Source organism: Halotia branconii CENA392 (assembly GCF_029953635.1).
In the GTDB taxonomy this organism is placed as follows: domain Bacteria; phylum Cyanobacteriota; class Cyanobacteriia; order Cyanobacteriales; family Nostocaceae; genus Halotia; species Halotia branconii.
Genome location: NZ_CP124543.1, coordinates 2,474,024 through 2,499,657, shown reverse-complemented (window position 1 = coordinate 2,499,657; position 25,634 = coordinate 2,474,024). Strand labels below are relative to the sequence as shown.

Here is a 25,634-nt window from a genome sequence, read left to right as displayed (position 1 = left end):
CCAAAAAATATCTATCTTTCGTCTGTCAAGGTGTATGAGCTTAAGCCATCTTTGACTTGCGCTTGACCAATGATCCGGCACTCAAAGCACCAAAGGCTAATAGACCCAACATGGAACCAGGTTCAGGAACACTAGCTAGTCTGTAGGTGTGGTTATCGCTTTCAAATGCACGACCGTTAGATCTCAAAACTACCTTGTCAAAGGTTTCTCCCTTATCAGCTAATAAATTAACGAAAACATTGTCTGCATTACTAGTCCAGCTACCACTAGCTTCAGCACCTGGAACATCTGCACCGCTAAATGTTTTCAACAAAGTACCGCCACTGTAGACATCCACAAAGTTATATGCGTCTACTGACCCCCAATACAAACCAAAGTAATCAATAGCCTGAGCAAAGTTGATAGTCACAGAACCAGTACCTCCTGCAACGCTAGAATCTAATGGTGAAATAGTTAGATATTTACTAGTATCGCCAAATGGGGTAGCATAAGCGCCTGATTGGCTACCTTGCACAATGCCATTAGTTGCAGAGTAAGTCGCAAACCCGTTTGGATCAACTGCTGTACCCGAATTGAAGTCAATAACCTGAGATCCTACAATAGTAGACTTTGAACCTTGTCCTTCAACAGGTGCGCTACCTCCTTTGGTTAAGCTGACAGCACCAGCTGGGTTAGCACCCATGAAAACAACCGCTGTTCCGACTAAAGCTAATGACAGTTTTTGTGAAATAGACATTGATTTGTTTCCTAAAACTTTTGCTATCCATAGATTGGCATGTCAGGTTGCGATTTGTGTAGTGCTTGGAAACAATTTTTACATAAAATAGGTATTTGAGTATTTGAGTCTAAAGGCGAGAAAAAGCCAAGTCATGATTATGGTTATAAGAATGCTAAATCCGTAAAAAAGTCAATATATATACTTATAAATAATTTTAATATGTATTAATTATAGATCCAAAGTTACAGTTTTTAAGTAAAGTCTACTATTCAGCAAGCCCATTAGAGATGGGAAAAAGAAAATATATAGTTGATTTAACGGAGATCAAAAAAAAGCTAGCGGTAATTACTTAAAAATTACTAGATAAAAAGTGCTTCTTCAATACTTTGGGCAAGTTTAAATCAGTTATCAGTTATCACTGTTTACTGTTAAAGTTGGTAAAGTGCAAGAGGCGATCGCTAACTATAACGCTGCTAAAATAAACCCACAGTTAGTTGATGCCGTATTTATTTCATGGCTATAGCTCAAGAATTAGATTCTCAAGAAGGCATCTTGCCAGGTATTATATTTCCCCCTGGTGATTTATATAGTGATGAACCTCCTTTGGAAACCGAACTACATCTACGACAAATAATTCTACTTTTGACGTGTCTAGAATGGCTGTGGCGAGACAGAAATGATTTCTATGCAGCAGGAAACTTGACTATCTACTACAGTCCGCACCAACGCAAATCAGAATATTTCCGAGGGCCAGACTTTTTTGTAGTGCTAGGAACCCAACGTAAAACCCGTAAAAGTTGGGTAGTCTGGGAAGAAGATGGCAAATATCCAAATGTAATTTTAGAAATTTTGTCAGATTCAACGGCAAAAACAGACAAAGGTTTAAAAAAAGAAATTTATCAAGATACTTTCCGCACTTTTGATTATTTTTGGTTTGATCCATATACATTAGAATTTGTGGGATTTCATTTAGTAGATGGAAAATATCAACCTCTGCAATCAAATGAGCAAGGACAATTGTGGAGTCAGCAGTTAGGGTTATATTTGGGAGTTTATCAGGGTTTATTGCGGTTTTTCACATCAGATGGGCAACTAATACCAACACCTGAAGAAACAGCACAACAGACAGAACAAAGACTAGAACAGGTCGAACAAAAGGCACAACAGACAGAAGAAAGACTAGAACAGATAGAACAAAAAGCACAACAGGAAGCTGACAAAGCAGAACGTTTGGCAGCAAAATTGCGGGAGTTAAATATCGACCCTGATACAATTTAGCAGTGCCTAATTTGTTTTTCGCCTATTTATCGCCACTTGCTTCAGCAAAGCCACGCTTATAAAGTTAAAAAAAGACTAGCCTCCCACAGCTAGTCTAAAAAATGTTATTTTGCGTTGTCTTCTCAATAGAGTTAAAACCAAGTTGCGCGTTCCCAAAATGCAACGAGCAACTTTTCTTAACAATATTGTAACATCCAGTACAGTTTTTTCGTAAAGATCTACCAAAAAAAGACGTTCCCGAAGAAAATTAACCTCTATCTAGCAGAATATTTCTGAAAATCCAAGGGATAGAGTAGGACAAAAAGATCACTATTGGCTATTGACTACCAACTGCGGTTTTCCCCACAAAATGCGCTCCTGTTTGTAAATAGCAATCCCTGGTTTCGCTCCTTTGGGTTTGTAAACGTGCTTTGGCTGAGTATAAATCACTGGTACTTGCTCACTCTGACGAGCGCGACTGTAATATGCAGCAAGATTTGCCACAAATTGCAAGTCAGTTGCTTCTGGGACGCTACCAGGTTCTAAACGCAGTAACAAATGGCTTCCGGGAATTTCTTGAGTGTGAAACCACAGGTCATAATCTCCAGCGACACGAAAAGTCAATTGGTCATTTTGGCGATTGTTGCGACCGATTAAGACTTCAAAGCCGTTAGGTGTGCGGTAGCGGTAAAAATTAGTGCTGGTAGTTTCGTTGGTACTACGATTGCGGTATTCGGGATCTTCTAAATACTTTTGTCCAATTAGTTCATCGCGGATTTCTTCAAGAGCCTGTAAATCTTCTATTGTTCGGTATTGGTCTATCTGAGCGATCGCAGCTTCAACTTGTTCTAAATATGCAAGTTCTGCTTGCACTTCTAAGAATAACGGTTCAACGGCAGTACGAGCGCGTTTGAGTTTTTGGTGCTGTTTGTAAAGACGTTGGGCATTTTGTACAGCATTTTTATCTGGCTGGAGGGCGATCGCGATCGGCTGACTAGTTTCAAAATCAAGGAGGGTGATTTCTTTCATCCCTGGTTGCCAGTTTTGTAAATTTGCCATTAACAAATCAGCTTTTTGCCGATATTCATCTGCTTCATCTGATTGCTGCAAGCGGTCTGCAAAGGTTTGAGCTTTGTTGCGTAATTTTGCCAGAATATTATTTAATTTCTGACTTAGTTGATGGCGCAGTTGAGAGAATAACTGTTGATTGATTTGGTCATTGTAATATTTAGCCAATAGTGATTGGATGTCTTTAGCTGGAGCTACTGCACCCCAACCCATGACGGTATATCCATTTACAGTCCAAGCAGGTTGAAATTTATTTAATTCCAAAGCTTGTAGCCATTCTTGCCATCTTGCAAATAGCCTTTGCCAGTCGTTGGGATTAAGTTTATTAGTAGTAGTTTCCGGTGCTAAATCAGCTGCTACGAGCATTAACTCTACTAATGCAGAACTCAAACCGCTATAACTTTTTAACAGTTGACGCTTAACTGCTCCCGGTACTAAGCTAACTCGTTCTTGCCAGCGTTCTGGTGATTCGCTCAAACTGGGAACAGTCCCGGTGAGTTTTGGCGGTGGTTCATAAGGCTGTCCGGTTTGAATGGGACGGACACTAGATTGTTGCTGACTTACTTGATGGGCAGCAGTAATAATGAGATTGCTGGCATCGGTGAGGATGACATTACTGTATTTGCCCATAACTTCTACATATATATGATGTAAAGCGTTTTCTTTGGGACGACGGGCAAATTGTAAATCAATCACCCGTTCCCAAGGAGCGATCGCCTCAATTGATACTAATGCCAAACCATTCAATTGGTGTACTAGTTGTTGGCTGAAGGTGAAAGTATCAGGCGATCGCGGTGGTGGTTCGCCAATACAAATACGTGCAGCTTGGGGATGCCAGGAAATCTCTAACCAACCCCTTTGTTTGAGAGTACGTAATGCCACAACAATAGTGTAGCGATCGCGCTGATAAACTTGTTCTAAGCGCGATGGTAGCCAGTGAGCGCGTAGTTCGCTACAAGCGGCTGCGAGAGTGGTAAAGTCAACTGGTTGCACAGCAATTAGCCGTTAGCGTTCAAGCGTCGATGCTCAGTATATGCTATCTTATTTGGCTTTGTGTGGAATAACGCAAAAAAGTGGTCATAAGTCGTCATTAACTACCGCTAGCCGAAGTGTGGTGAGTAGCAAAAACAACTGACCACTGACCACTTACACAAAATCCCGCCCCTTCCAGGGGTGGGATGAGCTTAATAACAGCGTTGTTTCTCTACTTGACTGCTTCCTTGCCTAATCTTTCTTGAATTTTGCTCTTAGCAGCCTTAAATTGAGTAGCCATTTGTTCGGTTTGATCAGAGCTTAAATTGTTGCGAATTGCAGCAAACATTGTGCTTTCTTCTTGACGAATATGATCACCAACAGCGTCCATCAACTGTTTGACTTTATCTTTGAATTGAGATGTAGAGGGGTTAAGAGCCTTAATTTGCTCTAACTCCTGCTTCATTTGAGCTTGTTCATTAAACAGTTCTTGGGTGTCATTTTCACCATAGAAAGAACGTACTCTTGGATAAACTACTTCTTCTTCTGCTTCAGCATGAGCAGTTAAATCCTTATAGATTTGACCGAAGTATTCTTGAATTTTTTGGGAATCGTTACTTTGTAATAGTTCAGTAAACAAAATATTCACCTTGTTGTGATCCAGACGGATGACATCTTGGATATTCATATCTTGTTTATCGGAACCTTGGGTAACAGCGCTACCTACTGCACCACTAAACGCAGCCATAGCATCTTGAACTCTTGCCCAAATTCCTTGGTCTGCATCTTGTCCAGTTAGTTCACGAACACCTAGAACTTCTAGAATGCCTTTGAGTTGTTCTTGGTGGGCGCGGTTTTCAAAGTTAACGGTATTTAAAGGGGTAATTGCTGCCATGACATCAGCACCAACTTTTTGCGCTGCCTTATGTACAGTTATTCCACTCATCACTTGTTGGTGTTTCAGCAATTCGTGCTGAAATACTTTTTCATACAAGCTTAATTCAGAGCCTTTCATGATTTGGCGGATTTTTTCCACCATTTCTTGAATTGTGTTTCTTGGCTGTTGTTGAATACCATACTGCACAATTACAGTTTCTATAACGCCTAGATTTTTTTGATCATCATCAAGCATCTTCCGAATGCGATCTGAAATTTCGCTATCACTTGATTCTCTCGAAAACAGTTGTTCATTTTCAATGATTAACTGCTGAATTAATTTTATGTCTGCTAATTTTTCAGCGATCGCATTGCGCTTTGTATCATCTAAAGTAGATACCATTTTGAAGTTCTCCTCGGAAAAGTGTTCATATCATTGCTTATTTCAGGTTGCCATAAGTTTTATGAAATTTTCCTCTTTCTTTTGAGCGATTACTGGTCAACTATGGATATAGAAACACTCATTTTTATCCTCAATATTTTACTTATCCTTTTAGATAGACAACTATTTAATCTGTACTCCATCGCCAGATAGATAAATTTTAAAGGTTAGTTTCTTACATTGACTCAAGGATACTCAAATAGGAGATTAAATCATAATGCCCGACAGTCCTGATTTAGGAAAACAGGCGCTAAATAAAGCCGCAGAAATAGGTTTATCTAGCCAGTTAGATGAAGTAGAAAATTTAAATGTAGATATTAAAACTGATCCGTTGAAATTGATGCAAGGAGAGGTAGATGCAGTCACCGTTGAAGGTGATGGTTTAGTTATGCAAAAAGACCTCCGTATGGAGGAAATGGATATTGAACTCAGTGATGTTGCGATTAATCCTCTTAATGTAGCTTTCGGCAAAATTGAACTTACCAAACCTACCACTGGTAATGCCTACATAGTTTTGACTGAGGCTGATATTAATCGTGCCTTTAACTCTAAATATATTCGCTCAAAACTTCAAAGTCAGAAAATCAACGTCAATGGTCAAGATCTGACGATCGCACCCCAGAATGTAGAATTTTGCCTGCCTAGTGCAGATAAAGTGGCATTGAATGCTGAGATACTGCTACAAGAAACTGGCGAAACCCAACAAGTTGCCTTTTCAGCAGTACCCCGTGTTAGTGCCAATGGACAAACAGTTGTTCTAGAAAATGTTGAATATGGCGAAGATGAAGAGATATCACCAGAATTTACCAAAGCTTTAATTGAGCAAACTAGCGAAATTTTGAACTTGAGTAACTTCGATTTAGAAGGTATGAGCCTGCAAGTTAAACAATTAGAAGTAGAAGCAGGCAAATTAACACTGCAAGCTGAAGCTTACGTTGAAAAAATTCCCTCTGTTTAAAATAATAATAGGATACTGAATCATGGAAACTACAGATACACAAGCACAAACAAGTTCCACACCTTTCCCCAATATTCCACCAATTATTGAAAGTAACGACAGTGAGTATATTGATAGTGGTGTACCCAGTACAGTAGCGATCGCAGGACATCCTCTACACCCTTTGAGTGTGATTTTTCCTATAGCTTTTTTAGCCGCCGCTTTAGGAAGCGATTTCGGTTATTGGTTAACTCGTGATTTTTTCTGGGCTAGGGCTTCTTTATGGTTAATCGGACTGGGCTTAGCTGGAGGTGTGTTGGCATCTTTGATTGGGATCACCGACTTTTTGAAAATTGAACGAGTCCGCAAGCGCAGCGCCGGTTGGACACATTTAATTCTTAATGTTTCTATACTTGTTTTGACACTCGTTAACTTTCTTTTGCGTGTAGGTGATGCTGAAGCACGTATACTACCTTGGGGATTAGTAATTTCGCTAGTCGTTGGTACGCTAACAAGCCTTTCAGGTTGGTTCGGTGCTGAACTTTCCTATCGCCACAAAATAGGTGTGGTGGGTGCTGGTAGCAGAAGATACCCGTAATTTGTCATTCGTACCTCGGCTTCGCTCGGTAATCTAATTCGTAATTCATAATTAAGATTTTAGATTACGAATTGTTAAGAAAGGGCATTGCAGAGACTAAAATTTTCCTTAGTCTCAAACCTAGAAATAATGCTCCGAAACCGTAAACAAACAATATTTATTATCCTGTCTCTACTAATCGTTGTAGTGATGGGTTTTTTCTTTAAGTACTACACTGGGTCTGCTCATCAATGGTTTAATAACTATGGAGCAGCAGTATTTTATGAAATATTTTGGTGCTTATTTGCATTTTGGTTTTTTAGAAGCCGAATAGCTGTAAAGCAAATTCCTCTATGGGTTTTTGTCGTTACCTGTATCCTAGAATTTTTACAACTTTGGCATCCACCACTATTGCAAGAAGTTCGCGCTACATTAGTAGGTAAATGGTTGTTAGGTACTACCTTTGCTTGGTGGGATTTTCCTCATTATGTATTGGGTTGTATTTTAGGTTGGGTGTGGCTGCGACAGTTACAAACAATAGGTTATGCAAAAAAAAGTTAAAGTGAAACCCAATTCAAAACAGCAAAAAATAGCAGAACAACCTGATGGTAGCTTGATTATACATTTAAAATCTCCACCAATAGATGGTAAAGCAAATAAAGAGTTAATTAAACTACTGTCTAAAAAATTTGATGTACCTAAATCTCATATCACAATTAAGCTAGGTTTATCTTCTCGACAAAAGCTAATTGAAATTGATACAGATATTTAACTGTAGGGATCAAAATTAAAAAGTCAGGAGGATCAAGTGATTCAGGAATCAAATTAGATTGTTATGTTAGCAGATTTATCTTGCGTAATACTTATATAACTAGGTTGAGCTTTGACTCGTTCTATCCAAGCTTGAATAGCAGGAAACTTCGCTAAATTAAACCCGCCTTCATCAGCAACATGAGTATAAGCAAATAAGGCAATATCAGCGATAGTATAACGTTCATTGACAAAGAAGGTACGAGAGATTAAATGGTTTTCCATTACCTTTAGTGCTGCGTAACCTAGTTCACGTTTTTGCTCTATTTCTACATGATATTCCTTGGCTTTGCCTAAAATAGAAGTCAAAAATCGTGATGTAGCAATAAAAGGTTCATGACTATATTGTTCAAAAAATAACCATTGCAATACTTGCGCTCTTAAAAAGCGATCATAAGGTAAAAATTCTGTATACTCACTCAAATAAACCAATATAGCATTTGATTCTGCTAAATACTTGCCAGATGCCACTTCTAAAACTGGTATCTTACCGTTGGGATTTTTACTTAAAAATTCCGGTGTTCGAGTCTCTCCCTTTAAGATGTTAATCTCTATCCTTTCAAAGGGCATACCCATTTGTGTTAATAAAAGACGTATTTTATAACCGTTACCAGAGGGTAAAAAATCGTACAAACGCAGCGTTTCCATGCTCATTAGATGTTGAAGAAGGTATTGAATATTGAGGGACTAAAATACAATATCTTACAAAACTATTCTTTCATAACAGGATATTTTTATTTATTTTGTGTATCTACCTAAAATATAGAATTTTCTGGGAAAATAAAAACAATAGTATTTAGCTATATCTGTATTTAAAGGTTTATTTTTATTCAGCAAGCGGAAATAAATGTATGTGTGGAAGATTTACTTTAAACCAGTCAGGAACCGCATTATCCCAAGTTTTCCATGTAGAGCAAGTCCCAGATTTGGCGGCTCAATATAACATTGCACCTACGCAAATGGTGGCAACAGTGCTACACAACGCTGAAAAAGATCAGCGTGAATTTCAAAAGTTACATTGGGGATTAATTCCTTCATGGGCAAAAGATCCCAGCATGGGGGCAAAGCTAATTAATGCTAGAGCCGAAACTGTTGCCGAAAAACCTGCTTTTCGTTCAGCTTTCAAGCGCCGACGTTGTTTAGTCGTAGCTGATGGCTTTTATGAGTGGCAACGGCAAAAAAGCAAGAAGCAGCCGTTTTATTTTCGGTTACAAGATGGGCAACCCTTCGGCTTTGCAGGACTGTGGGAAAGATGGGAAACGCCTGAACAAGAAGAAATAATTTCTTGTACAATTTTGACAACCGCAGCCAATGAACTACTGCAACCAATCCACGATCGCATGCCAGTAATTATTGCTCCAGAATATTACGATTTGTGGCTAGACCCCCAAGTACAAACACCCGAACCACTACAGCAGCTATTGCAACCTTATCCAGAAACAGCAATGACTGCATACCCAGTTAGCACCTTGGTTAACAAACCTCAACACAACAGTCCAGAATGTATCATGCCCCTCAGCGACGAAGAATAACCCCTCAAATCAGTTAAATTAGCTATTGAGTGTAGAGATTAGGGACTGGAGGTTAGGGGCTAGGGACTAGGGAAGCAGAGAAAACAACAATGCCCCATGCCCAATGCCCCATGTCCCATGCCCAATGCCCAATTAACTAAGAGGCAAATATGCCAAGAACACAAAAAAACGATAACTTTGTTGATAAATCTTTTACAGTCATGGCAGATCTGATCCTCAAGCTCCTGCCAGCCAACAAAAAAGCTAAAGAAGCGTTTGTTTATTATCGGGATGGTATGTCAGCTCAGGCAGAAGGCGAATACGCCGAAGCATTAGAGAACTATGAAGAAGCTCTATTACTAGAAGAAGACCCCAACGATCGCGGTTATATTCTCTACAATATGGGGCTAATCTACGCTAGTAATGGCGACCACGATAAAGCTCTAGAGCTATATCATCAAGCAATTGAGTTGAATCCGCGTTTACCTCAAGCTTTGAACAACATCGCCGTAATTTATCATTACCAAGGCGAGAAAGCGAAAGAAGACGGGGATAACGATACTGGCGAAGCCCTGTTTGACCAAGCCGCCGATTATTGGATTAGAGCTATTCGCATGGCTCCCAATAACTATATCGAAGCTCAAAACTGGCTGAAGACCACCGGGCGATCGCAAGTTGACGTATTCTTTTAGTCATTGGTGATTAGTCAGTAGTTAATGGCAATTGACTGATCACTAAATTACTTTCAACCATTAACTCTTAACTAAACCATGATTGATCGTGAGCAAGTTCGTAAAGTAGCCCTTCTCGCTCGTTTAGAATTAACGCCAGAAGAAGAAGAGCAATTCACTACTCAGCTAGGAAGTATTTTGGATTATATAGAACAGCTTAATGAACTAGATGTTAGTGATGTACCTCCCACAACACGGGCAATTGATGTCAGTAACGTCACACGAGAGGATGAATTACAACCATATACTAACCGTGAAGCCATCCTTAACAGTGCGCCTGAACAAGAAGGCGAATTTTTCAAAGTACCAAAAATTCTCAATGCTGATTAGTCAATAATCTCAATTGATTGACTGTTACTCAGGAGATAAATATGGGTTTGGGAATCCTTAAAGAAGGTAAATGGATATCAAAACGGGATCAAGAAGATTCCCAAGGTAGATTTGTTCGTCCATCAACTACTTTTCGCAAGCACATTACAGCCGATGGCTCTAGTGAATTTAAAGCCGAACCAGGGCGTTATCATTTGTATATTTCTTGGGCTTGTCCTTGGGCATGTCGTACTGCAATTATGCGCCAGTTAAAAGGGCTAGAAAATGCCATTGGCTTATCAGTAGTTGCGGCAGAAATTGATCAAAATAGTTGGGAATTTAGCGACGAACCAGGGAGTATTCCTGATACCGTTAACGGCACGCAATATCTTTGGCAGCTTTATCTTAAAGCTGAGACTAATTATACTGGACGAGTCACCGTTCCAGTTTTATGGGATAAACAAACTGGAACAATTGTTAATAATGAGTCCCGTGAAATTATCCGCATGTTGGATACAGAATTTAATACCTTTGCTCAAAAAAATATTGACTTTTATCCAACACCTCTGCAAAAAGTAATTGATGAAACAATTGATGCTATTTATCAACCCATAAATAATGGTGTATATCGGGCTGGATTTGCTACTAGCCAATCAGCTTATGATGAGGCAGTAACAGAGTTGTTTGCGGCTCTTGATTACTGGGAAAAAGTATTAGCAAAACAGCGTTATCTTTGTGGTAAGCAAATTACTGAAGCAGATTGGTGTATGTTCACTACTCTGTTTCGTTTTGATGCTGTTTACTATGTGCATTTTAAATGTAATGTACATCGAATTGTAGAGTATCCCAATCTATGGAACTATCTCAAAGATCTTTACCAATTTCCGGGAGTCAAAGAAACTTGTAATCTTGACCACATTAAACGGCATTATTATAGAAGTCATCCCCAAGTAAATCCCGCACGCATTGTACCGAAAGGGCCTATGATTGATTTCGATGCACCTCATAACCGCGATCAAATGTTTGCATGATTAATATTGTTTATCTCTTACCTGTGTGTTATCAGCGCATTAAAAAAAATATTTAAACCTCAAAGACGCAGAAAAGCCAGTGAGTTGCACAGGTTTCCAAGGCACTCTGTTGGGCGGCTTGCCGACTTGAAATAAGTGCCACCGTATTGTAATAATTGACGTGGCACAAAGAGAAAAATTTAAGTAGTGTAATAGCTCAAACTAACAGCTTTTCAAATGTCTTGTTATGACCTATTTCAGCACTTGATCTAGTAGCTCTCTAGCAGGTTGCGCTTTAGCTAGTGCTGCTTGATGGTCACTATAAGCACGAACCAAGCGAGAAAGGCTACTCACGCCTGCCTTAAGTTGTTCAAGTTCTTCACCAGCAAGCAATTCTCCATCAAGCATTTGTACAATTAAAGGTTTGATGTCGCCCACATCCTGCCGGACTTTTTGCAGCTTGTCTACAGTACTCAGTAAAGCTTTTAGTGAATTTAAGATTTCGTCAATATCTTTAACATCCTCCACTGCGTCAGGAGAGTCCTCAACTTTTGCAGACTCTTCAATTGTTACCGAATCATCAACGTCTGAAGCTGTAGGCAATTCCTGTACAGACGTTCCAGCTTTCACCCCATTTTTCTGTGCCATCAACGCTTCCTCAAGGAATTTTTCTCAGTCTATCGCGCTTCGCGTGTCAGTTGTTATTTGTCAGTTGTTTTTTATCGACTAGAGGTTTCAGTTGGCGGATGTTTAATTTCGCCCTCGCAGTAACCCAATTCGTACATACTAGCAGCTTGAGAATCTTGTTCTGGTGGTACTTTGGGTTTTCCAGCCCAAGCATCTGATTTTCCTAAACTAAACCAATCTTCATCAGTCATCTTGGAATCTAATTTGTTCTTTGTTGTTTTTTTCATTTTTTAGCGTCCATAATTTTGTTAATCCTTGCATTACTATTTGATAAAAGTCTTGTACCGTTAGAAAGAACAAGAGGTATGTGGCATTAATAACTCTTACCCATGCCCCATGCCCCATGCCCCATGCCCCACATAGTTTTTATATCAATCCCTGTCAAAACTCCCGCAATTTTAGAAAATAATAAAGTAAGTCGAGTATCACAAGACTCATTTAATTTGCTCATTTCCTCTAGGAAAATATGACTCATCCTTTCCTTGAACGCTTGCGTAGCCCAGAACGCCCAGTCATCGTCTTTGACGGGGCGATGGGAACTAATCTGCAAACCCAAAACCTGACTGCTGAAGATTTTGGCGGCGCACAGTATGAAGGTTGTAATGAATATTTAGTCCATACTAAACCCGAAGCGATCGCTAAAGTTCACCGAGACTTTCTGGCTGTGGGTGCAGATGTGATTGAAACGGATACTTTTGGCGCTACGTCAATTGTATTGGCAGAATATGACTTAGCAGATCAAGCCTATTACCTCAGCAAGACAGCCGCAGAACTAGCAAAGCGTGTGGCTGCGGAATTTTCTACTCCAGAAAAACCCCGGTTTGTCGCGGGTTCGATGGGACCGACTACTAAACTACCTACCCTAGGACATATTGACTTTGATACCATGAAAGCGTCTTTTGCTGAACAAGCAGAGGCACTGTGGGATGGTGGTGTTGATTTGTTTATTGTTGAGACTTGCCAAGATGTGCTGCAAATTAAAGCGGCGCTAAATGGTATTGCAGAAGTTTTTGCCAAAAAAGGCGATCGCCGACCGTTGATGGTTTCGGTGACAATGGAAAGCATGGGTACAATGCTGGTAGGTTCAGAAATCAGCGCTGTACTGACAATTTTGGAACCTTACCCAATTGATATTCTCGGTCTCAACTGTGCCACAGGTCCAGACTTGATGAAACCACATATCAAGTATTTATCGGAACATTCACCTTTTATCGTTTCTTGTGTTCCCAATGCGGGTTTACCTGAGAACGTTGGTGGTCAAGCTCACTACCGCCTGACACCAATGGAATTACGGATGTCGTTGATGCATTTTGTTGAAGATTTGGGTGTCCAAGTGATCGGGGGTTGCTGTGGGACACGTCCAGAACACATTCAACAATTGGCAGAAATTGCTCAAGAGTTAAAACCAAAAGTTAGACAGCCGAGTTTAGAATCGGCGGCAGCATCAATTTATACTACTCAACCTTACGACCAAGATAATTCTTTTCTAATTGTCGGGGAACGTCTCAACGCTAGCGGTTCCAAGAAGTGCCGCGATTTGCTGAATGCGGAAGATTGGGATGGACTGGTCTCTATGGCCAGGGCGCAAGTCAAGGAAGGCGCACATATCCTCGATGTGAATGTGGATTATGTGGGACGGGACGGCGTGCGTGATATGCACGAATTGGTTTCCCGGATTGTGAATAATGTGACATTACCTTTGATGCTCGACTCCACTGAATGGGAAAAGATGGAGGCGGGTTTAAAAGTAGCTGGCGGTAAGTGTTTGCTCAACTCTACCAACTATGAAGACGGGGAACCGCGCTTTTTGAAGGTGTTGGAATTGGCGAAACAGTACGGTGCTGGTGTAGTCATTGGTACTATTGATGAAGAAGGCATGGCGCGGACAGCCGACAAAAAGTTTGCGATCACCCAACGCGCTTATCGTCAAGCTGTAGAATACGGTATACCTGCCACAGAATTGTTTTTTGATACTCTAGCTTTACCAATTTCTACAGGCATTGAAGAAGATAGAGAAAACGGCAAAGCCACCATTGCAGCAATTCGGCGCATTCGTCAAGAATTGCCAGGGTGTCATGTGATTTTAGGTGTATCTAATATTTCTTTTGGTTTGAACCCAGCCGCGCGAGTTGTGTTGAACTCGGTATTTTTGCACGAAGCAATGACGGCGGGAATGGATGCAGCCATTGTCAGTGCTAGCAAGATTTTACCGCTATCAAAGATTGAGGCACAACACCAAGATATTTGTCGCCATTTAATTTATGATCAGCGGCAATTTGCAGGTGATGTCTGCGTTTATGATCCCTTGGGAGAGCTTACCACTTTATTTGAGGGAGTAACAACAAAACGCGATCGCTCTTTAGATGAAAGTCTACCCATTGAAGAACGCCTCAAGCGCCATATCATCGACGGCGAACGCATTGGCTTAGAAGAACATCTAACAACAGCTTTAGAACAATATCCTCCGTTGCAAATTATCAACACCTTTCTGCTAGATGGCATGAAAGTTGTCGGGGAGTTATTCGGTTCTGGACAAATGCAACTACCTTTTGTCTTGCAATCTGCGGAAACCATGAAGGCGGCGGTAGCGTATCTAGAACCGTTCATGGAAAAGTCGGATGCTGGCAATAATGCTAAGGGAACCTTTATTATTGCCACGGTGAAAGGTGATGTTCACGATATTGGTAAAAACTTAGTGGATATTATCTTGTCTAATAATGGCTACAAGGTAATTAATCTGGGAATTAAGCAGCCAGTGGAAAATATCATCCAGGCTTACGAACAGCATCATGCAGATTGTATTGCTATGAGTGGTTTGCTGGTGAAATCCACTGCTTTCATGAAAGAGAATTTGGAAGTATTTAACGAAAAGGGAATTACTGTTCCGGTGATTTTAGGTGGTGCGGCGCTAACTCCTAAGTTTGTAAATCAAGATTGCCAAAACACTTACAAGGGTAAAGTTGTTTATGGTAAGGATGCTTTTTCTGATTTGCATTTCATGGATAAATTAATGCCGGCGAAGGCTGCTAGTAATTGGGATGATTTCCAAGGATTTTTGGATGAAGTCAGCGAAACAGCAGAGTCAACAAATGGTCACAATGAATCAGTTAAAATTGCTGAGGAAAAAGCACCTGCTGAACTAAAAGAAATAGATACAAGGCGTTCTGAAGCTGTGGCTTTGGATATTGAACGTCCTACGCCGCCTTTTTGGGGAACGCAGCTGTTACAGCCGAGTGATATTCCCATTGAAGAGGTGTTCTGGTATTTGGATTTGCAAGCTTTGATTGCTGGACAGTGGCAGTTCCGTAAGCCGAAGGAGCAATCAAAGGAAGAATATCAGGCTTTTTTGGATGAAAAGGTGTATCCGATTTTGGAGACTTGGAAGCAGCGGGTGATTGAGGAGAATTTGTTACATCCGCAGGTGATTTATGGGTATTTTCCTTGTCGGTCTGAGGGTAATATGTTGTATGTTTATGATACGAACCGCCGAGACGCAGAGAACGCAGAGGTAAGAGTAAGTTTTGAGTTTCCTCGGCAAAGGTCGTCAAGGAGGTTGTGTATTGCTGATTTTTTTGCAACTAAGGAGTCGGGAATAATTGATGTGTTCCCGATGCAGGCGGTGACTGTGGGGAATATTGCTACGGAGTTTGCTCAAAAGTTATTTGCTGATAATCAATACACTGATTATTTGTATTTTCACGGTCTGGCGGTGCAGGTAGCGGAAGCGCTGGCTGAGTGGACACACGCTAGGATTCGCCGAGAGTTGGGTTTTGGAGGTGAAGAACCGGATAATATTCGGGATGTTTTGGCACAGCGATATAATGGTTCGCGGTATAGTTTTGGCTATCCGGCTTGTCCGAATATTCAAGATCAGTACAAGCAACTGGAATTATTGGAGAGCGATCGCATTAACTTATATATGGATGAAAGTGAACAACTTTATCCAGAACAATCAACAACGGCGATTATTGCTTATCACCCAGTAGCGAAGTACTTCAGCGCTTAAAAGTAGAGGCAGAGGTGCAGAGGAGCAGGGAGCAGGGAGCAGGGAGAAATAGGTAATTTTTCTTCATCCCCCCTGCACCCCGCACCCTGCCCCAATTCCTCTTCTCTATGCCCTATGCCCTTTAAAAAACCTATCGCTTAAGCGAAGAAAAAATTGGCTCAAAATTTGGCTTTTACAATGGTAGGTACAATACAATCCCCTTCCACTCAACTTGCTCACCATAATTTACTAGTAGTAATAACTCATCAATTGCCTGTCGAATAGACATTCGATCATTGACTACCGATTCTCCTTTTACCAAGCGTTCATAAGCAAAGTCGGGCATGGTTGCACGATCATGAGTAAGAAGAATACGCTCGTTAATTGCTGCCCAAGCTAAAATTGCTGAATCGTCTACTTCTCTTAAACCTATATCTTGAACTCGAAGTAAATCAAGATTGGGTTGACGCAAAAATAGCCCCCGAACAATATCGCCATTAAAGTTTTCATCGCTTAACAAGCTCAACATCGCCACTACTATAGATTCTGTTGAGACAATAAACGAGAACGAATAAGACTCAAATCAGGCTGAATGCTGAACAAACGTTGCTGTATGGATTCAGCCAACTGCTCTCTCTGATTTAAGTATGCCTCTACAGTATCTTGGTGTCGGAGATAGTAACCGATTGTGTTGTAGACATCAGACAAGGAAAGGGTTGAGTACCGATGAACAATCGACTCCGGGGATGCACCATCTTGAAACGCTCGGATCACAGTCTCTAGCAAAACTCTGGAATTTCCAACTCGAATTACTCCGATTTCGTCTTCTCGAAGAGGCGGTATCTCATGCTCTAAAACGAGGCTCATGAATTAATTTTCCTGGCTCAACTACACAGCGATCGTAACTTAACGCAGGACATACAGTAGTGTTTTTTTGTACTTCATACAAAAGAACAGGTTTTGAGGCAAGAAGCAAGGGAGCAGGGGAGCAGGGGAGACAAGGAGACAAGGGGACAAGGGGACATTTCTTTCCCCAATTCTCCTTGTCCCCAATTCTTTTTCTTCTCCATGCCCCATGCCCCATGCCCTGTTTAAACAAAGAAAAAATTGCTCGAAGTTAGTGCTGTTGTATCAAATCCAGTTAAAACTCCTAGAGTTTGATTATCTAGTTTAATCTCATTGCCAGATAAAGTTAACTGATTAAATGAGGTCGCCCCATACAAGACGATTGTATCTCTTTGACCTAAATTAAAGTCGCTAATAATATCCTTACCTGCTCCTTTAGCAAGAACGAAATAGTCTCTACCTGAACCACCAATTAAGCGATCGTTACCATTACCTCCATTGAGGAAATCGTTACCTCCGCCACCCCGCAGTATGTCATTGCCTGAACCACCGATGAGCATATCATTGCCATTTCCACCTGTAAGTTCTTTACCAGGATTAGAAGTAGATACAGGTTTAGGTGCTGGTGCTGGTGTCGATGCTGAGTTAGATGGGGAATTTGGTATCTTGCTCGTAGGGTTTATATCATCGCTGCCAAAGTTCTGAACCCAATAATTTTTCTCAAACCCAACACCAAGCTGAGTAAATCGGGGATTGAGAATATTAGCTCTGTGTCCTGGACTATCCATCCAACCTTTTACCACTTCTTCTGGTGTTCTTTGACCAGCAGCGATATTCTCTCCCATTGTTTGAGCTTCAAAGCCAACAGCCTTGGCTCTATCCCAGGCTTGGGAACCATCCGGGCCTGTATGACTAAAGTAATTACGTTCTGCCATCAACTCTGCATATTTGTCAGCAGCATAATTGAGTTCGGCATTTGGTTTGAGCGCTGAAAGCCCGTTCTTAGCTCGTTCTTGATTAGTGAGTTTTAGGACTTGTTCTTCAAATGTTGCCATGAATTTGTCCTCGTAAAGATTTGTTCAGATGCACTCAGCCAAGATAAAAATATCTTCTACAATTCTTAGTAGAAGAAAACTTGAGAAAGCTAAAGCAAAGCTGCAAAAAAGTGACTTAAAGCTTGTGAGTATTGGTTTTATGACAAGAAATGAGCTGTTCAAGAAAACCAAAGGCGTGTAGGCGTAACCTGCCGTAGACATCGCTAAGAACAATTTGCTGTCAAACCAAGGAAGTTGAGACGCTTACAACCATTTTCTAAATTCTCACCTTGGTAAGCTGCTTGTAAAAAGGAAAAAATTTCTAAATTAAGCTTTTTACTGCTTTATTGTTTACCAGATTGGCTTTTTCGGATAGTTTTCTCAAAGCCGAAGCCATAGTGGAGTTTTTGATTTTCATAAGACAAAACCTCAAAAAAATTTAATTGCTAGACATTATTGACTATATATGCCTAGCAATTTTGTCAGGGAACACTAGAAGAAACTCTAAGTTAAATAAATTAAAATGGAGAAATTTAGCAAACAAAATTCAACTTTCTCTATATTTATTTACCAATAAAGTTCCTTTTATCCAAATAAATACTACTAGAGGTTATTGACAAAGTAATAGGTTTATTATATATATATTTTTTTGCATACTAATAAATATTTCAACAACTTTGTTTACTTAGTAGTTAGGACGGTAAGTTTAGTACAATCTTCTTCCAATTTGCTGGTCTACCATAATTGACCGACCAATCGTCAATGATCTATTGCCTATTCGACAGGCAATAGATCATTGACTATAAATACCCTGGCATTGATTCTCCCTAACCAGTGTTCATAAACAAAGTCGGGCAATTCTAAATCGATTTTTCAAACATCCTTTAAAAATCGCAAGTGCCACCACCTCATTTTTCTGCTTGCGCTCTTAAGTTAATCAATTTAGAGATTTGCTAAAAACTCGATGAGTAATCTATTTACTTCGCTTGGGCGTTCTTGCTGAATCCAGTGACCAGCACCTGAGAGTAATATCTTCTGCTTGAGATTGGGCATGTTCTGTTCTAGAGTATCGAATGCTTCACGGTACATCGTAATCACCCCGTCTGTTTCCCCCGCTACAAATAACGCTGGTTGGTGCAGCTTTGCACCGCTGAGAAACGGCGTTAATTCCCACATTTTGTCTATATTTCGATACCAGTTTAATCCTCCCCGAAAACCTGTTCGCTTAAACTCAGAGGTGAAAAAGTCGATATCTTGGTCTGTTAACCAAGCGGGAAGTTGTTCTGGTACTGAACTCGTGTCTAGTGGCTTTTCTGACTTGTTGAACAAAAAGCGCCAACGCTTGGATGGTGGTGGGTCTCCCGAAGCAACGTAGAGCATTGTACGTATGGTTGCGCGAACATCAGACTCTAAATCTGCTTCTGCTTTACCTGGTTCTTGGAAGTACAATTGATAAAATTCCTGCTCACCCGCCATCAGTTTCATTGCTTGTGTTGGTTGTATATCTTCCCAAGAACGAGGACGATAAGGCACACTGAGCAGGGTAATAGCACGGAAAATGTCTGGACGCAGCAAGGCACAATGCCAAGCAACGGCTGCACCCCAATCGTGTCCAACAACAAAGGCTTGCTCTTCACCCAAAGCATTAACCAGACCAACGATATCGCCGACTAGTTGAAGAATATTGTATGCCTCAATTGGTTCTGGTTGGTCAGTCTGCCCATAGCCGCGTTGGTCTGGTGCGACTACGTGAAATCCTGCATTTGCCAGCGCTGATAACTGATGCCGCCAAGAGTACCAACATTCTGGGAAGCCGTGACACAAGATGACCAAAGGCCCTTGTCCTTGTTCGGCGATATGCATTTTGATATTGTTGGTTTCGACGAAACGGTGAGTCACTGAAGTCATGTTTCCTCAATTCCTTTTCTAGGGTAGAAGTAACTGCAACAATTTTGACAGATGTTCCGTTGAAAGTTAATTAATGAGGCGACACCCTTTTTTCAGTAACTAAAGTGAGACTCGTCCATTCACCTTTATCGTTATAGTTGCGAATCATTCGTTGGCGTAGATTTGACTGGATTAACCAACCTACTTCCAACAATAAAGGTTGATGTAACTGCACTTGTAATGGAGAAGTTACAGAAGCGCCGTCAGGTAGTAGTAATACTTGTATTTGCTTTTGGGGATTTTGATCGAAGTGAATGATTGAGCCTTTAACAGTGGCAGTTGAAGTAATGTTATGTCCGCCAAAACTCAAACTTTGAACTAAGCGACCAGTATCATCCAATTGTAATTTGAGAATTGTAGAGTAAGTATCAGGCGATCGCCAATCTGGATACATTGTTATTGCTTCGCCTTGCCATTCTCCTAACAAGTCATCGATTTGCAAGGTTGGGGTTTGTGAGGTGAGGGTTCCAGCTAAATGTTCTCGAATCAAGGTGAATTTATCTATTTGACCATTTTGATCAAACAATTGCACCAGACGTAAACGGCGATTTTCAGCAATGAAACCGAATTCTGCCCCAAATTCAGTAAAGGGTGCTAGCTGAATTGAACCTTGAGAAAATGCTCCATTTTCAAAAAATAAGACACTGTTTCCCATAGAGCTATATTCTAAAACCATGTCAGCTTGTCCTGAACGGCAGAGACTCAGGCGCACTGTCTGGTTGTTGTTCAATCCTTCTAAAGTCAAACGGCTAGGAATATCTTTTAGAAGTGTACCTTGAGGCGAAAAATTGGTAAATGAACCTTCCCAGACCCCAAGATTTTGCAGAAAACATTCCCACTGCGATTTCATAGTAACTTTTTCCTTTATCAATACCCCATGCCCAATACTTAGTATTTAACCTTTTGCAAAACGCCGAACAGCAAATAAGCTTCCCATTAATCCTACCGCTGCACCGAAACTTAAGAGAATCAATGGCAACAATAAGATTTGTGTGGCTGTAAGCTGAACACCATTGCTAATAAATTTGATAAATTCTGGCTGATTGGCTAACAACTTACTAATAAACTGTTGAATTACAGAAATAAAACTCCAAGCGATCGCACCGCCAACTAAACCAAAGGCAATGCCTTGTAAAATGAACGGTAGATAAATCCACGCTGAAGTTGCTCCTACCAGTTGCATAATTTCAATTTCTCGACGACGCGCCATGACAATCAAACGAATTGTGGTACTCGTGACAGCGATCGCCGTTAAAGTCAAAATAATTGTAATTGTTAAAGTAATCCAGTTGAGACCTTGGTGCAATTGAGCGATACGTTTTACTGCTTCATCTACATACTGCACCGTTTCAACTCCCCGTAACTTAGCTAACTGCGTCGCTAAAGTTGGCACAACCTGAGGATTTCTGGCTTTTACCTTCATCTCGTCAACTAAAGGATTATCCCCTAGCTGCTGAGTAGCACCATCAATATCTGTAATTCCCAATTCCTTAACTAACTTAGTCCAAGCTTGCTCTTTGGTAATTGTTTGCATTGTCACGACTTCCGGCATTTGCGCCACAAATGTCTCAATACTTTGGGCTTGTATACCCGGTTCGAGATAAACTGATACTTCTAGTTGGCTGCCAAACTGGTTAAGCATTTTTTCCACTTGCCAAGAAGTTTGCAGACTCAGACCGAATAAAAATAGTAATACCGTAACAGTACTTATAGCTGCCCAATTCATCCAACCTCCGCGTAGTAAACCGAGGAAAGTTTCTTTGAGCAAATAGTCAAGTTTCGTGAGAAATTTAAACACACATTACCCCAAAATCTAAATTGGCTTTGCGTCTAGGTGCAATATCACATCAACCTTTATACTCGACAAAACAAACTTTGGAGTTGATATAATCTTTTCTAACCTTGAGTAAAAAGCAGGGGGCAGAATGGTCAACTCAATACCATTTTTCAAGAGCGCAGTTGAGCCACCATTTGAACAGGGTTCCAGTAAGCGCGAGTTGTTTGAATTTTACCAGTTTCATTAATCTCGAAAATTGTGATGCCCTCGAAGGTTATTACCTTGCCACTCTTACTAGTTCCTTGCATTGTCCACTTAACTGCTGCTTCGTTGCCAGCAATGAAGATATGCTCGATTGTCGGTTCTAGTTTTACAAAAACTGCTTGCAATTGCCCGATAAACTGACGGAATCCTTCATGGACTTTTGCAGGTGGTTCGCCAACTGGATCGTGACTTAGAGCATCTTCGGCAAAGTTTTCTACCCAGCCTTCTGGATTCATTGCCCCAAAATTAGCAAAGTAGGCATTAACAATACTTTCTATAACTGCGGGCGACATAGCATTAGTTTCCTTGTTTCTCAGGCACAAGCTTAATTTCTCATGAATAATTGATATTTATACATCCAATCTTCAAACTCTGGTTGACTCACCTGTGCTTGATCTAATGCTTCCCGCAAAAATATTTGGTTGTCAGACTCATAGGCGCGGCTTCCCTGAAAAGCGCTACGAGCTTGAATTACTTGGGTTCTTTGAATCCGACTGCTGTCATAGCTAGTAAGGGCTAATTCAATATTAGGCGCATGTGTGAGCCACCTAGAGAGTTCCCAAGCATCTTCAAAAGCTGTATTTGCGCCTTGTCCTAAGGACGGAACCATCGGATGGGCTGCATCACCCAACAGTGTGACTGTACCTTGACTCCATCTGTGCAGAGGTGGTCTGTCCCAGATTGGACGTTCCACAATATCCTCGGCAGGTGTTGCTGCAACAATCGCCTGTACTGGTTCTCCCCAACCAGCAAATTTTTCTAAGACACGTAATTTCACATCAGCAGCACTAGAAGCTAGAGAATCTTCCTCAGATAACGCCCCAGCACTCCAAAAGATATATCCGTCACTGACATCAACTAATAAAAAGTTTTTGCCTTCGGGTGCTGCCATTAATACTACTTCGTCAGCAGGTAACAACTCATGACTATATTGAACTACAGCCCGCCAAGACAGCCGTCCAGCATAATGAGGATAACCGTCTCCAATCAGTTTTTGCCTAATAGTTGAGTGTATACCATCAGCTCCTATCAATAAATCTGCCTGTACTATTTTGCCATTATCGAAAGATACTTCAACGCCACTATCAAGTTGTTCAAAACCAATGCAACGATGATTGAGATGGATAACATCATTGGGAAGTGCAGCAGCCAAAATTTCTTGTAAACGTGACCATCGAATGTTTAACATTGGTTGCCCGTATTTTTCCATAAGAGTGATTGAGTTTTGGGCAATCATCTCTCCGGTGTTTTTTTTAAAGTTGGTGACGCGGGTTTGGCTAGCTGCGTGTTTTAAAGAATCAACTATCCCAGGAGCGATCGCCTCTAAACTATTCAAGCCGTTGGGAAACAGCGTCAATCCTGCGCCGACTGGTCGCAAAGAATGGGCTTTTTCGTAAACTTGGGTATCAATACCTTGTTTTCGTAAAGCGATCGCCACTGCTAAACCACCAAGACCAGCACCAATGATGGCAACTTTTTCTACAACAGGGGGATACTGAATTGGCTGATTTTCAGACATAGGTTTTAGAATTTTTCAGACAATATAGTAATCCGATTTGATTCGGTGAATTTATTTGTGTAGATAGGGAACAGGGAACAGGAAACAGGGAACGGAACAGTTAAGAAGGGGTAGATACGTACTAAATCGTGTTCAAAAATCAAATAGGAGTTCTATAGATTTTGTTTTTAAACTTGACGATGAAATGTTTCAGAAATCAATTGTTGAAAATTACCCAATTGATTATATTTTACTGTAAATCTTTTAAAGATTTCTGGAGACACAAATTTGCCAGTTGTCATCTGAAACTCTTGATTATTTTCCAATTTTTTTGGAGCATTTACAACTACACCATCAGGCAAAAATATAGTTTTATTGATACCTTTTATAGGAACTAATATCAGTTCTGCAATTAATTCGGTATCCGAAATAATTAAATCAGGAGTCATATACTTTTTTTCTCCTGTCCACTTGCCATCAATTGCTTCTATTTCTAAACCAGGAGATTCGATGGGGAAGCTACCTAGATGTTCTCGAATATGAGTAATTCTTTCTAAATCGCCATTTTCTCCATAAATAGTACTAACACTAGTTCGCCAATTTTCATGTTGAAAAAACAACTCTGCTCCAAACATTTTTCCCATTTCCCATGTTTGGCTGAACCAAGCACTTGCACCTTGACCAAAAGATAGCGACCTCATAGAAGGTACGGCGACATGAATTACACCGTCAGATTGGTTACAAGTCTGCTTCTCAAGTTGCCAGTTTTTCTCTTCTGTGCTGCCATCAGCGTATGTATAAGTATTAGTATGGTCAATCAAGGTTTTATCTTTATTAGTACGAAATTTTCTCACACCTTGAAAGGAACTGATAACTTTTTTATTGGGAGCATATTTAGTCCATGTTCCATACCAAGCAATATCTTCAAGACTATGATTACCGAATAAATTTATCCAGTTTTGTTCTTGGGTGTTCATAATATTCAATTGTGACATTTGCTAATGTTAATGAAATTAGTGACGAGTATAAGAGCGTTCAAACTTAATTTTAAGTTTCTGGGCAAAAACTGCCAAACCAACTGCTAATAATGCAGCGGAGACTGTGGCTATTTTGAGGTAATAAGCATCGACTAATATGGCTATAGCTGCAAAAGCGATCGCTACTCCGATAAAAGTTTGTTTCAGTTTATTTGTGGTTTGATAAGCTTGATTGCAAGAATTACAAATTTGCGTATGTTGTGCAAATCTGTCTAAAGGTGTCAAATTTGTATTAAATTCACCTCCATCTATGTTTTTTGCTGAAGCATAGCCTTGATAAAAAGGTAAAGATGAACCAAATTTATCCAGCCATTTGCGGTATTCAATTACCAATGTATCAGAGGTTTTGAGTGGTAAATAGACTTGTTTGAGATTTTCTCCCAAGCGCTCAACTTGAGCCTTTTGCTGCACAACAAGTTGTAAATCTCCTTCTAAGATTTTGTTTCTTACTAAAATATGGTCTAGCCAAAGAGGCATGTTCTTGAGTTTCCAAGTGAAGAAATTACCATAATTTCTTAGTAAAATTCGGCATCTATCTTTACCTAAAGGAATGGAATATAAAGCCACTCCTCCTTGCCAACCTTTCTGGACAATATTGATTTTATAAGTAATTAAATTGGGAGCAATAAAATCTAAATAATTCCAAGAGGCATTCGGTGTTCGCGTATACTTATATCTGCCTCGAATCCCTTTGTTTGAGCTTTCAACGACTTCCATTTCTAATGGTTGGGCATCGTCTCGTCTTCCCATAATGCCATCATGACTAATGGGAACATGAGCTGGGTCAATGATATTTTCTATAAAATAGCTTTGGTCATAAGGAAGGTCGCGCATGTAATCTGTGCTGACAAATATCGGGTTTTCTAAGTCAGCTAAAGTTGGGATAAGTTCCTCTTTGCCAGCTTCACTTGCTTGCGCCCAGATCCAAATGATGCCTTGATGTTCTACAACTTGAAATGACTCTATACAAGCACTAGCGGGAATTTTTGCATCCGCAGGCAACTGAGGAATATGTAAACATTCACCATTTTGACCAAACTGCCAACCATGATATGAACATTCAATTTTGCCATCAATAATTTGTCCGTCAGAGAGTCTAGCCGCACGGTGAGAACAACGATCTGTTAAACAAATTAATTGTCCATCTTTGTTTGTAAATAAAACAAAAGGTTCATCGTATAAAGAAAAACTGTAAGGAACGTTTTTTGGTAAGTCTTGTACAAAACAGACAGGATACCAACATTGTCTCCAATTAAATTCTTGCTTTTCTTCGGTTATCTCTAAAGTAGAAGTCGGTGTTCTCTGGATTTCTAATGTCATAAATCTGCTCTAGGTAGCGAT

The 25,634-nt window shown here is 40.4% G+C and carries 26 protein-coding genes; 10 read left to right on the top strand and 16 right to left on the bottom strand.

Annotated elements, in window-relative coordinates:
* Positions 1-40 precede the first annotated feature (40 nt).
* Entirely contained in the window at positions 41-736 is a 696-nt protein-coding gene (locus QI031_RS11045) for an Npun_F0296 family exosortase-dependent surface protein (protein ID WP_281485210.1), read from the bottom strand.
* Between the two features lie 495 nt (positions 737-1,231).
* On the opposite strand from QI031_RS11045, the gene QI031_RS11040 reads away from it, so the two are divergent.
* Positions 1,232-1,996, top strand: a complete 765-nt coding sequence (locus tag QI031_RS11040; RefSeq protein WP_281485209.1) for a Uma2 family endonuclease — start codon at positions 1,232-1,234, stop codon at positions 1,994-1,996.
* 309 nt (positions 1,997-2,305) lie between these two features.
* Here QI031_RS11040 and QI031_RS11035 read toward each other — a convergent pair whose 3' ends face one another.
* Positions 2,306-4,036, bottom strand: a complete 1,731-nt coding sequence (locus QI031_RS11035; protein ID WP_281485208.1) for an Rqc2 family fibronectin-binding protein — start codon at positions 4,034-4,036, stop codon at positions 2,306-2,308.
* 211 nt (positions 4,037-4,247) lie between these two features.
* Positions 4,248-5,294 carry a hemerythrin domain-containing protein gene (locus QI031_RS11030; RefSeq protein ID WP_281485207.1) on the bottom strand — a complete coding sequence of 349 codons (1,047 nt, stop codon included), beginning with the start codon at positions 5,292-5,294 and terminating at the stop codon, positions 4,248-4,250.
* Positions 5,295-5,550: 256 nt separating this feature from the next.
* Here QI031_RS11030 and QI031_RS11025 point away from each other — a divergent pair, with 256 nt between their 5' ends.
* The 4 genes from QI031_RS11025 (at position 5,551) to QI031_RS11010 (ending at position 7,619) form a co-directional block, all read left to right on the top strand.
* Positions 5,551-6,291: an LmeA family phospholipid-binding protein gene (locus tag QI031_RS11025; RefSeq protein ID WP_281485206.1), complete on the top strand. Its 741-nt coding sequence runs from the start codon at positions 5,551-5,553 to the stop codon at positions 6,289-6,291.
* A 22-nt stretch (positions 6,292-6,313) separates the two neighbouring features.
* Positions 6,314-6,868 (top strand): DUF2231 domain-containing protein, encoded by a 555-nt coding sequence (locus tag QI031_RS11020; RefSeq protein WP_281485205.1) that lies wholly within the window; start codon positions 6,314-6,316, stop codon positions 6,866-6,868.
* Positions 6,869-6,997: 129 nt separating this feature from the next.
* On the top strand, positions 6,998-7,408 hold the full coding sequence (locus QI031_RS11015) for a ribosomal maturation YjgA family protein (protein WP_281485204.1): 411 nt from the start codon (positions 6,998-7,000) through the stop codon (positions 7,406-7,408).
* The gene (locus QI031_RS11010) at positions 7,392-7,619 is read left to right on the top strand and encodes a DUF167 domain-containing protein (RefSeq protein ID WP_281485203.1); all 228 of its coding nucleotides are present in this window, start codon (positions 7,392-7,394) and stop codon (positions 7,617-7,619) included. The genes QI031_RS11015 and QI031_RS11010 overlap by 17 nt, the downstream gene beginning before the upstream one ends.
* Positions 7,620-7,672: 53 nt before the next feature.
* On the opposite strand, the gene QI031_RS11005 is transcribed toward QI031_RS11010, so the two are convergent.
* Positions 7,673-8,305, bottom strand: a complete 633-nt coding sequence (locus QI031_RS11005; RefSeq protein ID WP_281485202.1) for a glutathione S-transferase family protein — start codon at positions 8,303-8,305, stop codon at positions 7,673-7,675.
* A gap of 203 nt (positions 8,306-8,508) precedes the next feature.
* Between QI031_RS11005 and QI031_RS11000 the strand changes: the two genes are divergently transcribed.
* The 4 genes from QI031_RS11000 to QI031_RS10985 all read left to right on the top strand — a co-directional run bounded on the left by QI031_RS11000 (position 8,509) and on the right by QI031_RS10985 (position 11,239).
* Positions 8,509-9,189, top strand: a complete 681-nt coding sequence (locus QI031_RS11000) for an SOS response-associated peptidase (RefSeq protein ID WP_281485201.1) — start codon at positions 8,509-8,511, stop codon at positions 9,187-9,189.
* Between the two features lie 149 nt (positions 9,190-9,338).
* Positions 9,339-9,860 (top strand): photosystem I assembly protein Ycf3, encoded by a 522-nt coding sequence (locus tag QI031_RS10995; RefSeq protein WP_281485200.1) that lies wholly within the window; start codon positions 9,339-9,341, stop codon positions 9,858-9,860.
* 78 nt (positions 9,861-9,938) lie between these two features.
* Complete coding sequence (gene gatC / locus QI031_RS10990; protein ID WP_281485199.1) at positions 9,939-10,229, top strand: Asp-tRNA(Asn)/Glu-tRNA(Gln) amidotransferase subunit GatC; 291 nt, start codon at positions 9,939-9,941, stop codon at positions 10,227-10,229.
* A 41-nt stretch (positions 10,230-10,270) separates the two neighbouring features.
* Entirely contained in the window at positions 10,271-11,239 is a 969-nt protein-coding gene (locus QI031_RS10985; RefSeq protein WP_281485198.1) for a glutathione S-transferase family protein, read from the top strand.
* Between the two features lie 231 nt (positions 11,240-11,470).
* On the opposite strand, the gene QI031_RS10980 is transcribed toward QI031_RS10985, so the two are convergent.
* Positions 11,471-11,866, bottom strand: a complete 396-nt coding sequence (locus QI031_RS10980) for a hypothetical protein (protein WP_281485197.1) — start codon at positions 11,864-11,866, stop codon at positions 11,471-11,473.
* A gap of 71 nt (positions 11,867-11,937) precedes the next feature.
* Positions 11,938-12,132: a hypothetical protein gene (locus QI031_RS10975; RefSeq protein ID WP_281485196.1), complete on the bottom strand. Its 195-nt coding sequence runs from the start codon at positions 12,130-12,132 to the stop codon at positions 11,938-11,940.
* A gap of 239 nt (positions 12,133-12,371) precedes the next feature.
* On the opposite strand from QI031_RS10975, the gene metH reads away from it, so the two are divergent.
* The gene (gene metH, locus QI031_RS10970; protein ID WP_281485195.1) at positions 12,372-15,911 is read left to right on the top strand and encodes a methionine synthase; all 3,540 of its coding nucleotides are present in this window, start codon (positions 12,372-12,374) and stop codon (positions 15,909-15,911) included.
* A 172-nt stretch (positions 15,912-16,083) separates the two neighbouring features.
* Here the strand turns inward: metH and QI031_RS10965 are convergent, their stop codons facing one another.
* The 10 genes from QI031_RS10965 to QI031_RS10920 all read right to left on the bottom strand — a co-directional run bounded on the left by QI031_RS10965 (position 16,084) and on the right by QI031_RS10920 (position 25,613).
* Positions 16,084-16,419, bottom strand: a complete 336-nt coding sequence (locus QI031_RS10965; RefSeq protein ID WP_281485194.1) for a DUF5615 family PIN-like protein — start codon at positions 16,417-16,419, stop codon at positions 16,084-16,086.
* Positions 16,420-16,427: 8 nt separating this feature from the next.
* A complete protein-coding gene (locus QI031_RS10960; RefSeq protein ID WP_281485193.1) occupies positions 16,428-16,757 on the bottom strand; it encodes a DUF433 domain-containing protein in 330 nt (109 codons plus the stop codon).
* Between the two features lie 224 nt (positions 16,758-16,981).
* The gene (locus tag QI031_RS10955) at positions 16,982-17,791 is read right to left on the bottom strand and encodes a CAP domain-containing protein (protein ID WP_281485192.1); all 810 of its coding nucleotides are present in this window, start codon (positions 17,789-17,791) and stop codon (positions 16,982-16,984) included.
* Positions 17,792-18,712: 921 nt separating this feature from the next.
* Positions 18,713-19,678 carry an alpha/beta fold hydrolase gene (locus QI031_RS10950; RefSeq protein WP_281485191.1) on the bottom strand — a complete coding sequence of 322 codons (966 nt, stop codon included), beginning with the start codon at positions 19,676-19,678 and terminating at the stop codon, positions 18,713-18,715.
* A gap of 70 nt (positions 19,679-19,748) precedes the next feature.
* Entirely contained in the window at positions 19,749-20,567 is an 819-nt protein-coding gene (locus QI031_RS10945; protein ID WP_281485190.1) for a DUF3598 family protein, read from the bottom strand.
* A gap of 45 nt (positions 20,568-20,612) precedes the next feature.
* Positions 20,613-21,515 carry a cell division protein FtsX gene (locus QI031_RS10940; protein WP_281485189.1) on the bottom strand — a complete coding sequence of 301 codons (903 nt, stop codon included), beginning with the start codon at positions 21,513-21,515 and terminating at the stop codon, positions 20,613-20,615.
* 149 nt (positions 21,516-21,664) lie between these two features.
* On the bottom strand, positions 21,665-22,051 hold the full coding sequence (locus tag QI031_RS10935) for a nuclear transport factor 2 family protein (protein ID WP_281485188.1): 387 nt from the start codon (positions 22,049-22,051) through the stop codon (positions 21,665-21,667).
* Positions 22,052-22,083: 32 nt separating this feature from the next.
* Positions 22,084-23,277 carry an FAD-dependent oxidoreductase gene (locus QI031_RS10930; protein WP_281485187.1) on the bottom strand — a complete coding sequence of 398 codons (1,194 nt, stop codon included), beginning with the start codon at positions 23,275-23,277 and terminating at the stop codon, positions 22,084-22,086.
* 167 nt (positions 23,278-23,444) lie between these two features.
* Complete coding sequence (locus QI031_RS10925) at positions 23,445-24,251, bottom strand: DUF3598 family protein (protein ID WP_281485186.1); 807 nt, start codon at positions 24,249-24,251, stop codon at positions 23,445-23,447.
* Between the two features lie 18 nt (positions 24,252-24,269).
* Positions 24,270-25,613, bottom strand: a complete 1,344-nt coding sequence (locus QI031_RS10920; protein WP_281485185.1) for an aromatic ring-hydroxylating dioxygenase subunit alpha — start codon at positions 25,611-25,613, stop codon at positions 24,270-24,272.
* Between the last annotated feature and the right edge of the window lie 21 nt (positions 25,614-25,634).

Bases quoted from the DNA above. Each gene is read 5' to 3' on its own strand.
- QI031_RS11030 (WP_281485207.1), bottom strand. From the start codon at position 5,294: ATGGTATCTACTTTAGATGATACAAAGCGCAATGCGATCGCTGAAAAA.
- QI031_RS11040 (WP_281485209.1), top strand. From the start codon at position 1,232: ATGGCTATAGCTCAAGAATTAGATTCTCAAGAAGGCATCTTGCCAGGT.
- QI031_RS10975 (WP_281485196.1), bottom strand. From the start codon at position 12,132: ATGAAAAAAACAACAAAGAACAAATTAGATTCCAAGATGACTGATGAA.
- QI031_RS11005 (WP_281485202.1), bottom strand. From the start codon at position 8,305: ATGGAAACGCTGCGTTTGTACGATTTTTTACCCTCTGGTAACGGTTAT.
- QI031_RS10955 (WP_281485192.1), bottom strand. From the start codon at position 17,791: ATGGCAACATTTGAAGAACAAGTCCTAAAACTCACTAATCAAGAACGA.
- QI031_RS10945 (WP_281485190.1), bottom strand. From the start codon at position 20,567: ATGAAATCGCAGTGGGAATGTTTTCTGCAAAATCTTGGGGTCTGGGAA.
- QI031_RS10930 (WP_281485187.1), bottom strand. From the start codon at position 23,277: ATGTCTGAAAATCAGCCAATTCAGTATCCCCCTGTTGTAGAAAAAGTT.
- gatC (WP_281485199.1), top strand. From the start codon at position 9,939: ATGATTGATCGTGAGCAAGTTCGTAAAGTAGCCCTTCTCGCTCGTTTA.
- QI031_RS11010 (WP_281485203.1), top strand. From the start codon at position 7,392: ATGCAAAAAAAAGTTAAAGTGAAACCCAATTCAAAACAGCAAAAAATA.
- QI031_RS11000 (WP_281485201.1), top strand. From the start codon at position 8,509: ATGTGTGGAAGATTTACTTTAAACCAGTCAGGAACCGCATTATCCCAA.
- QI031_RS11020 (WP_281485205.1), top strand. From the start codon at position 6,314: ATGGAAACTACAGATACACAAGCACAAACAAGTTCCACACCTTTCCCC.
- QI031_RS11045 (WP_281485210.1), bottom strand. From the start codon at position 736: ATGTCTATTTCACAAAAACTGTCATTAGCTTTAGTCGGAACAGCGGTT.
- QI031_RS10985 (WP_281485198.1), top strand. From the start codon at position 10,271: ATGGGTTTGGGAATCCTTAAAGAAGGTAAATGGATATCAAAACGGGAT.
- QI031_RS10935 (WP_281485188.1), bottom strand. From the start codon at position 22,051: ATGTCGCCCGCAGTTATAGAAAGTATTGTTAATGCCTACTTTGCTAAT.
- QI031_RS10950 (WP_281485191.1), bottom strand. From the start codon at position 19,678: ATGACTTCAGTGACTCACCGTTTCGTCGAAACCAACAATATCAAAATG.
- metH (WP_281485195.1), top strand. From the start codon at position 12,372: ATGACTCATCCTTTCCTTGAACGCTTGCGTAGCCCAGAACGCCCAGTC.
- QI031_RS11015 (WP_281485204.1), top strand. From the start codon at position 6,998: ATGCTCCGAAACCGTAAACAAACAATATTTATTATCCTGTCTCTACTA.
- QI031_RS10980 (WP_281485197.1), bottom strand. From the start codon at position 11,866: ATGGCACAGAAAAATGGGGTGAAAGCTGGAACGTCTGTACAGGAATTG.
- QI031_RS10920 (WP_281485185.1), bottom strand. From the start codon at position 25,613: ATGACATTAGAAATCCAGAGAACACCGACTTCTACTTTAGAGATAACC.
- QI031_RS10965 (WP_281485194.1), bottom strand. From the start codon at position 16,419: ATGTTGAGCTTGTTAAGCGATGAAAACTTTAATGGCGATATTGTTCGG.
- QI031_RS10995 (WP_281485200.1), top strand. From the start codon at position 9,339: ATGCCAAGAACACAAAAAAACGATAACTTTGTTGATAAATCTTTTACA.
- QI031_RS11025 (WP_281485206.1), top strand. From the start codon at position 5,551: ATGCCCGACAGTCCTGATTTAGGAAAACAGGCGCTAAATAAAGCCGCA.
- QI031_RS10925 (WP_281485186.1), bottom strand. From the start codon at position 24,251: ATGTCACAATTGAATATTATGAACACCCAAGAACAAAACTGGATAAAT.
- QI031_RS10960 (WP_281485193.1), bottom strand. From the start codon at position 16,757: ATGAGCCTCGTTTTAGAGCATGAGATACCGCCTCTTCGAGAAGACGAA.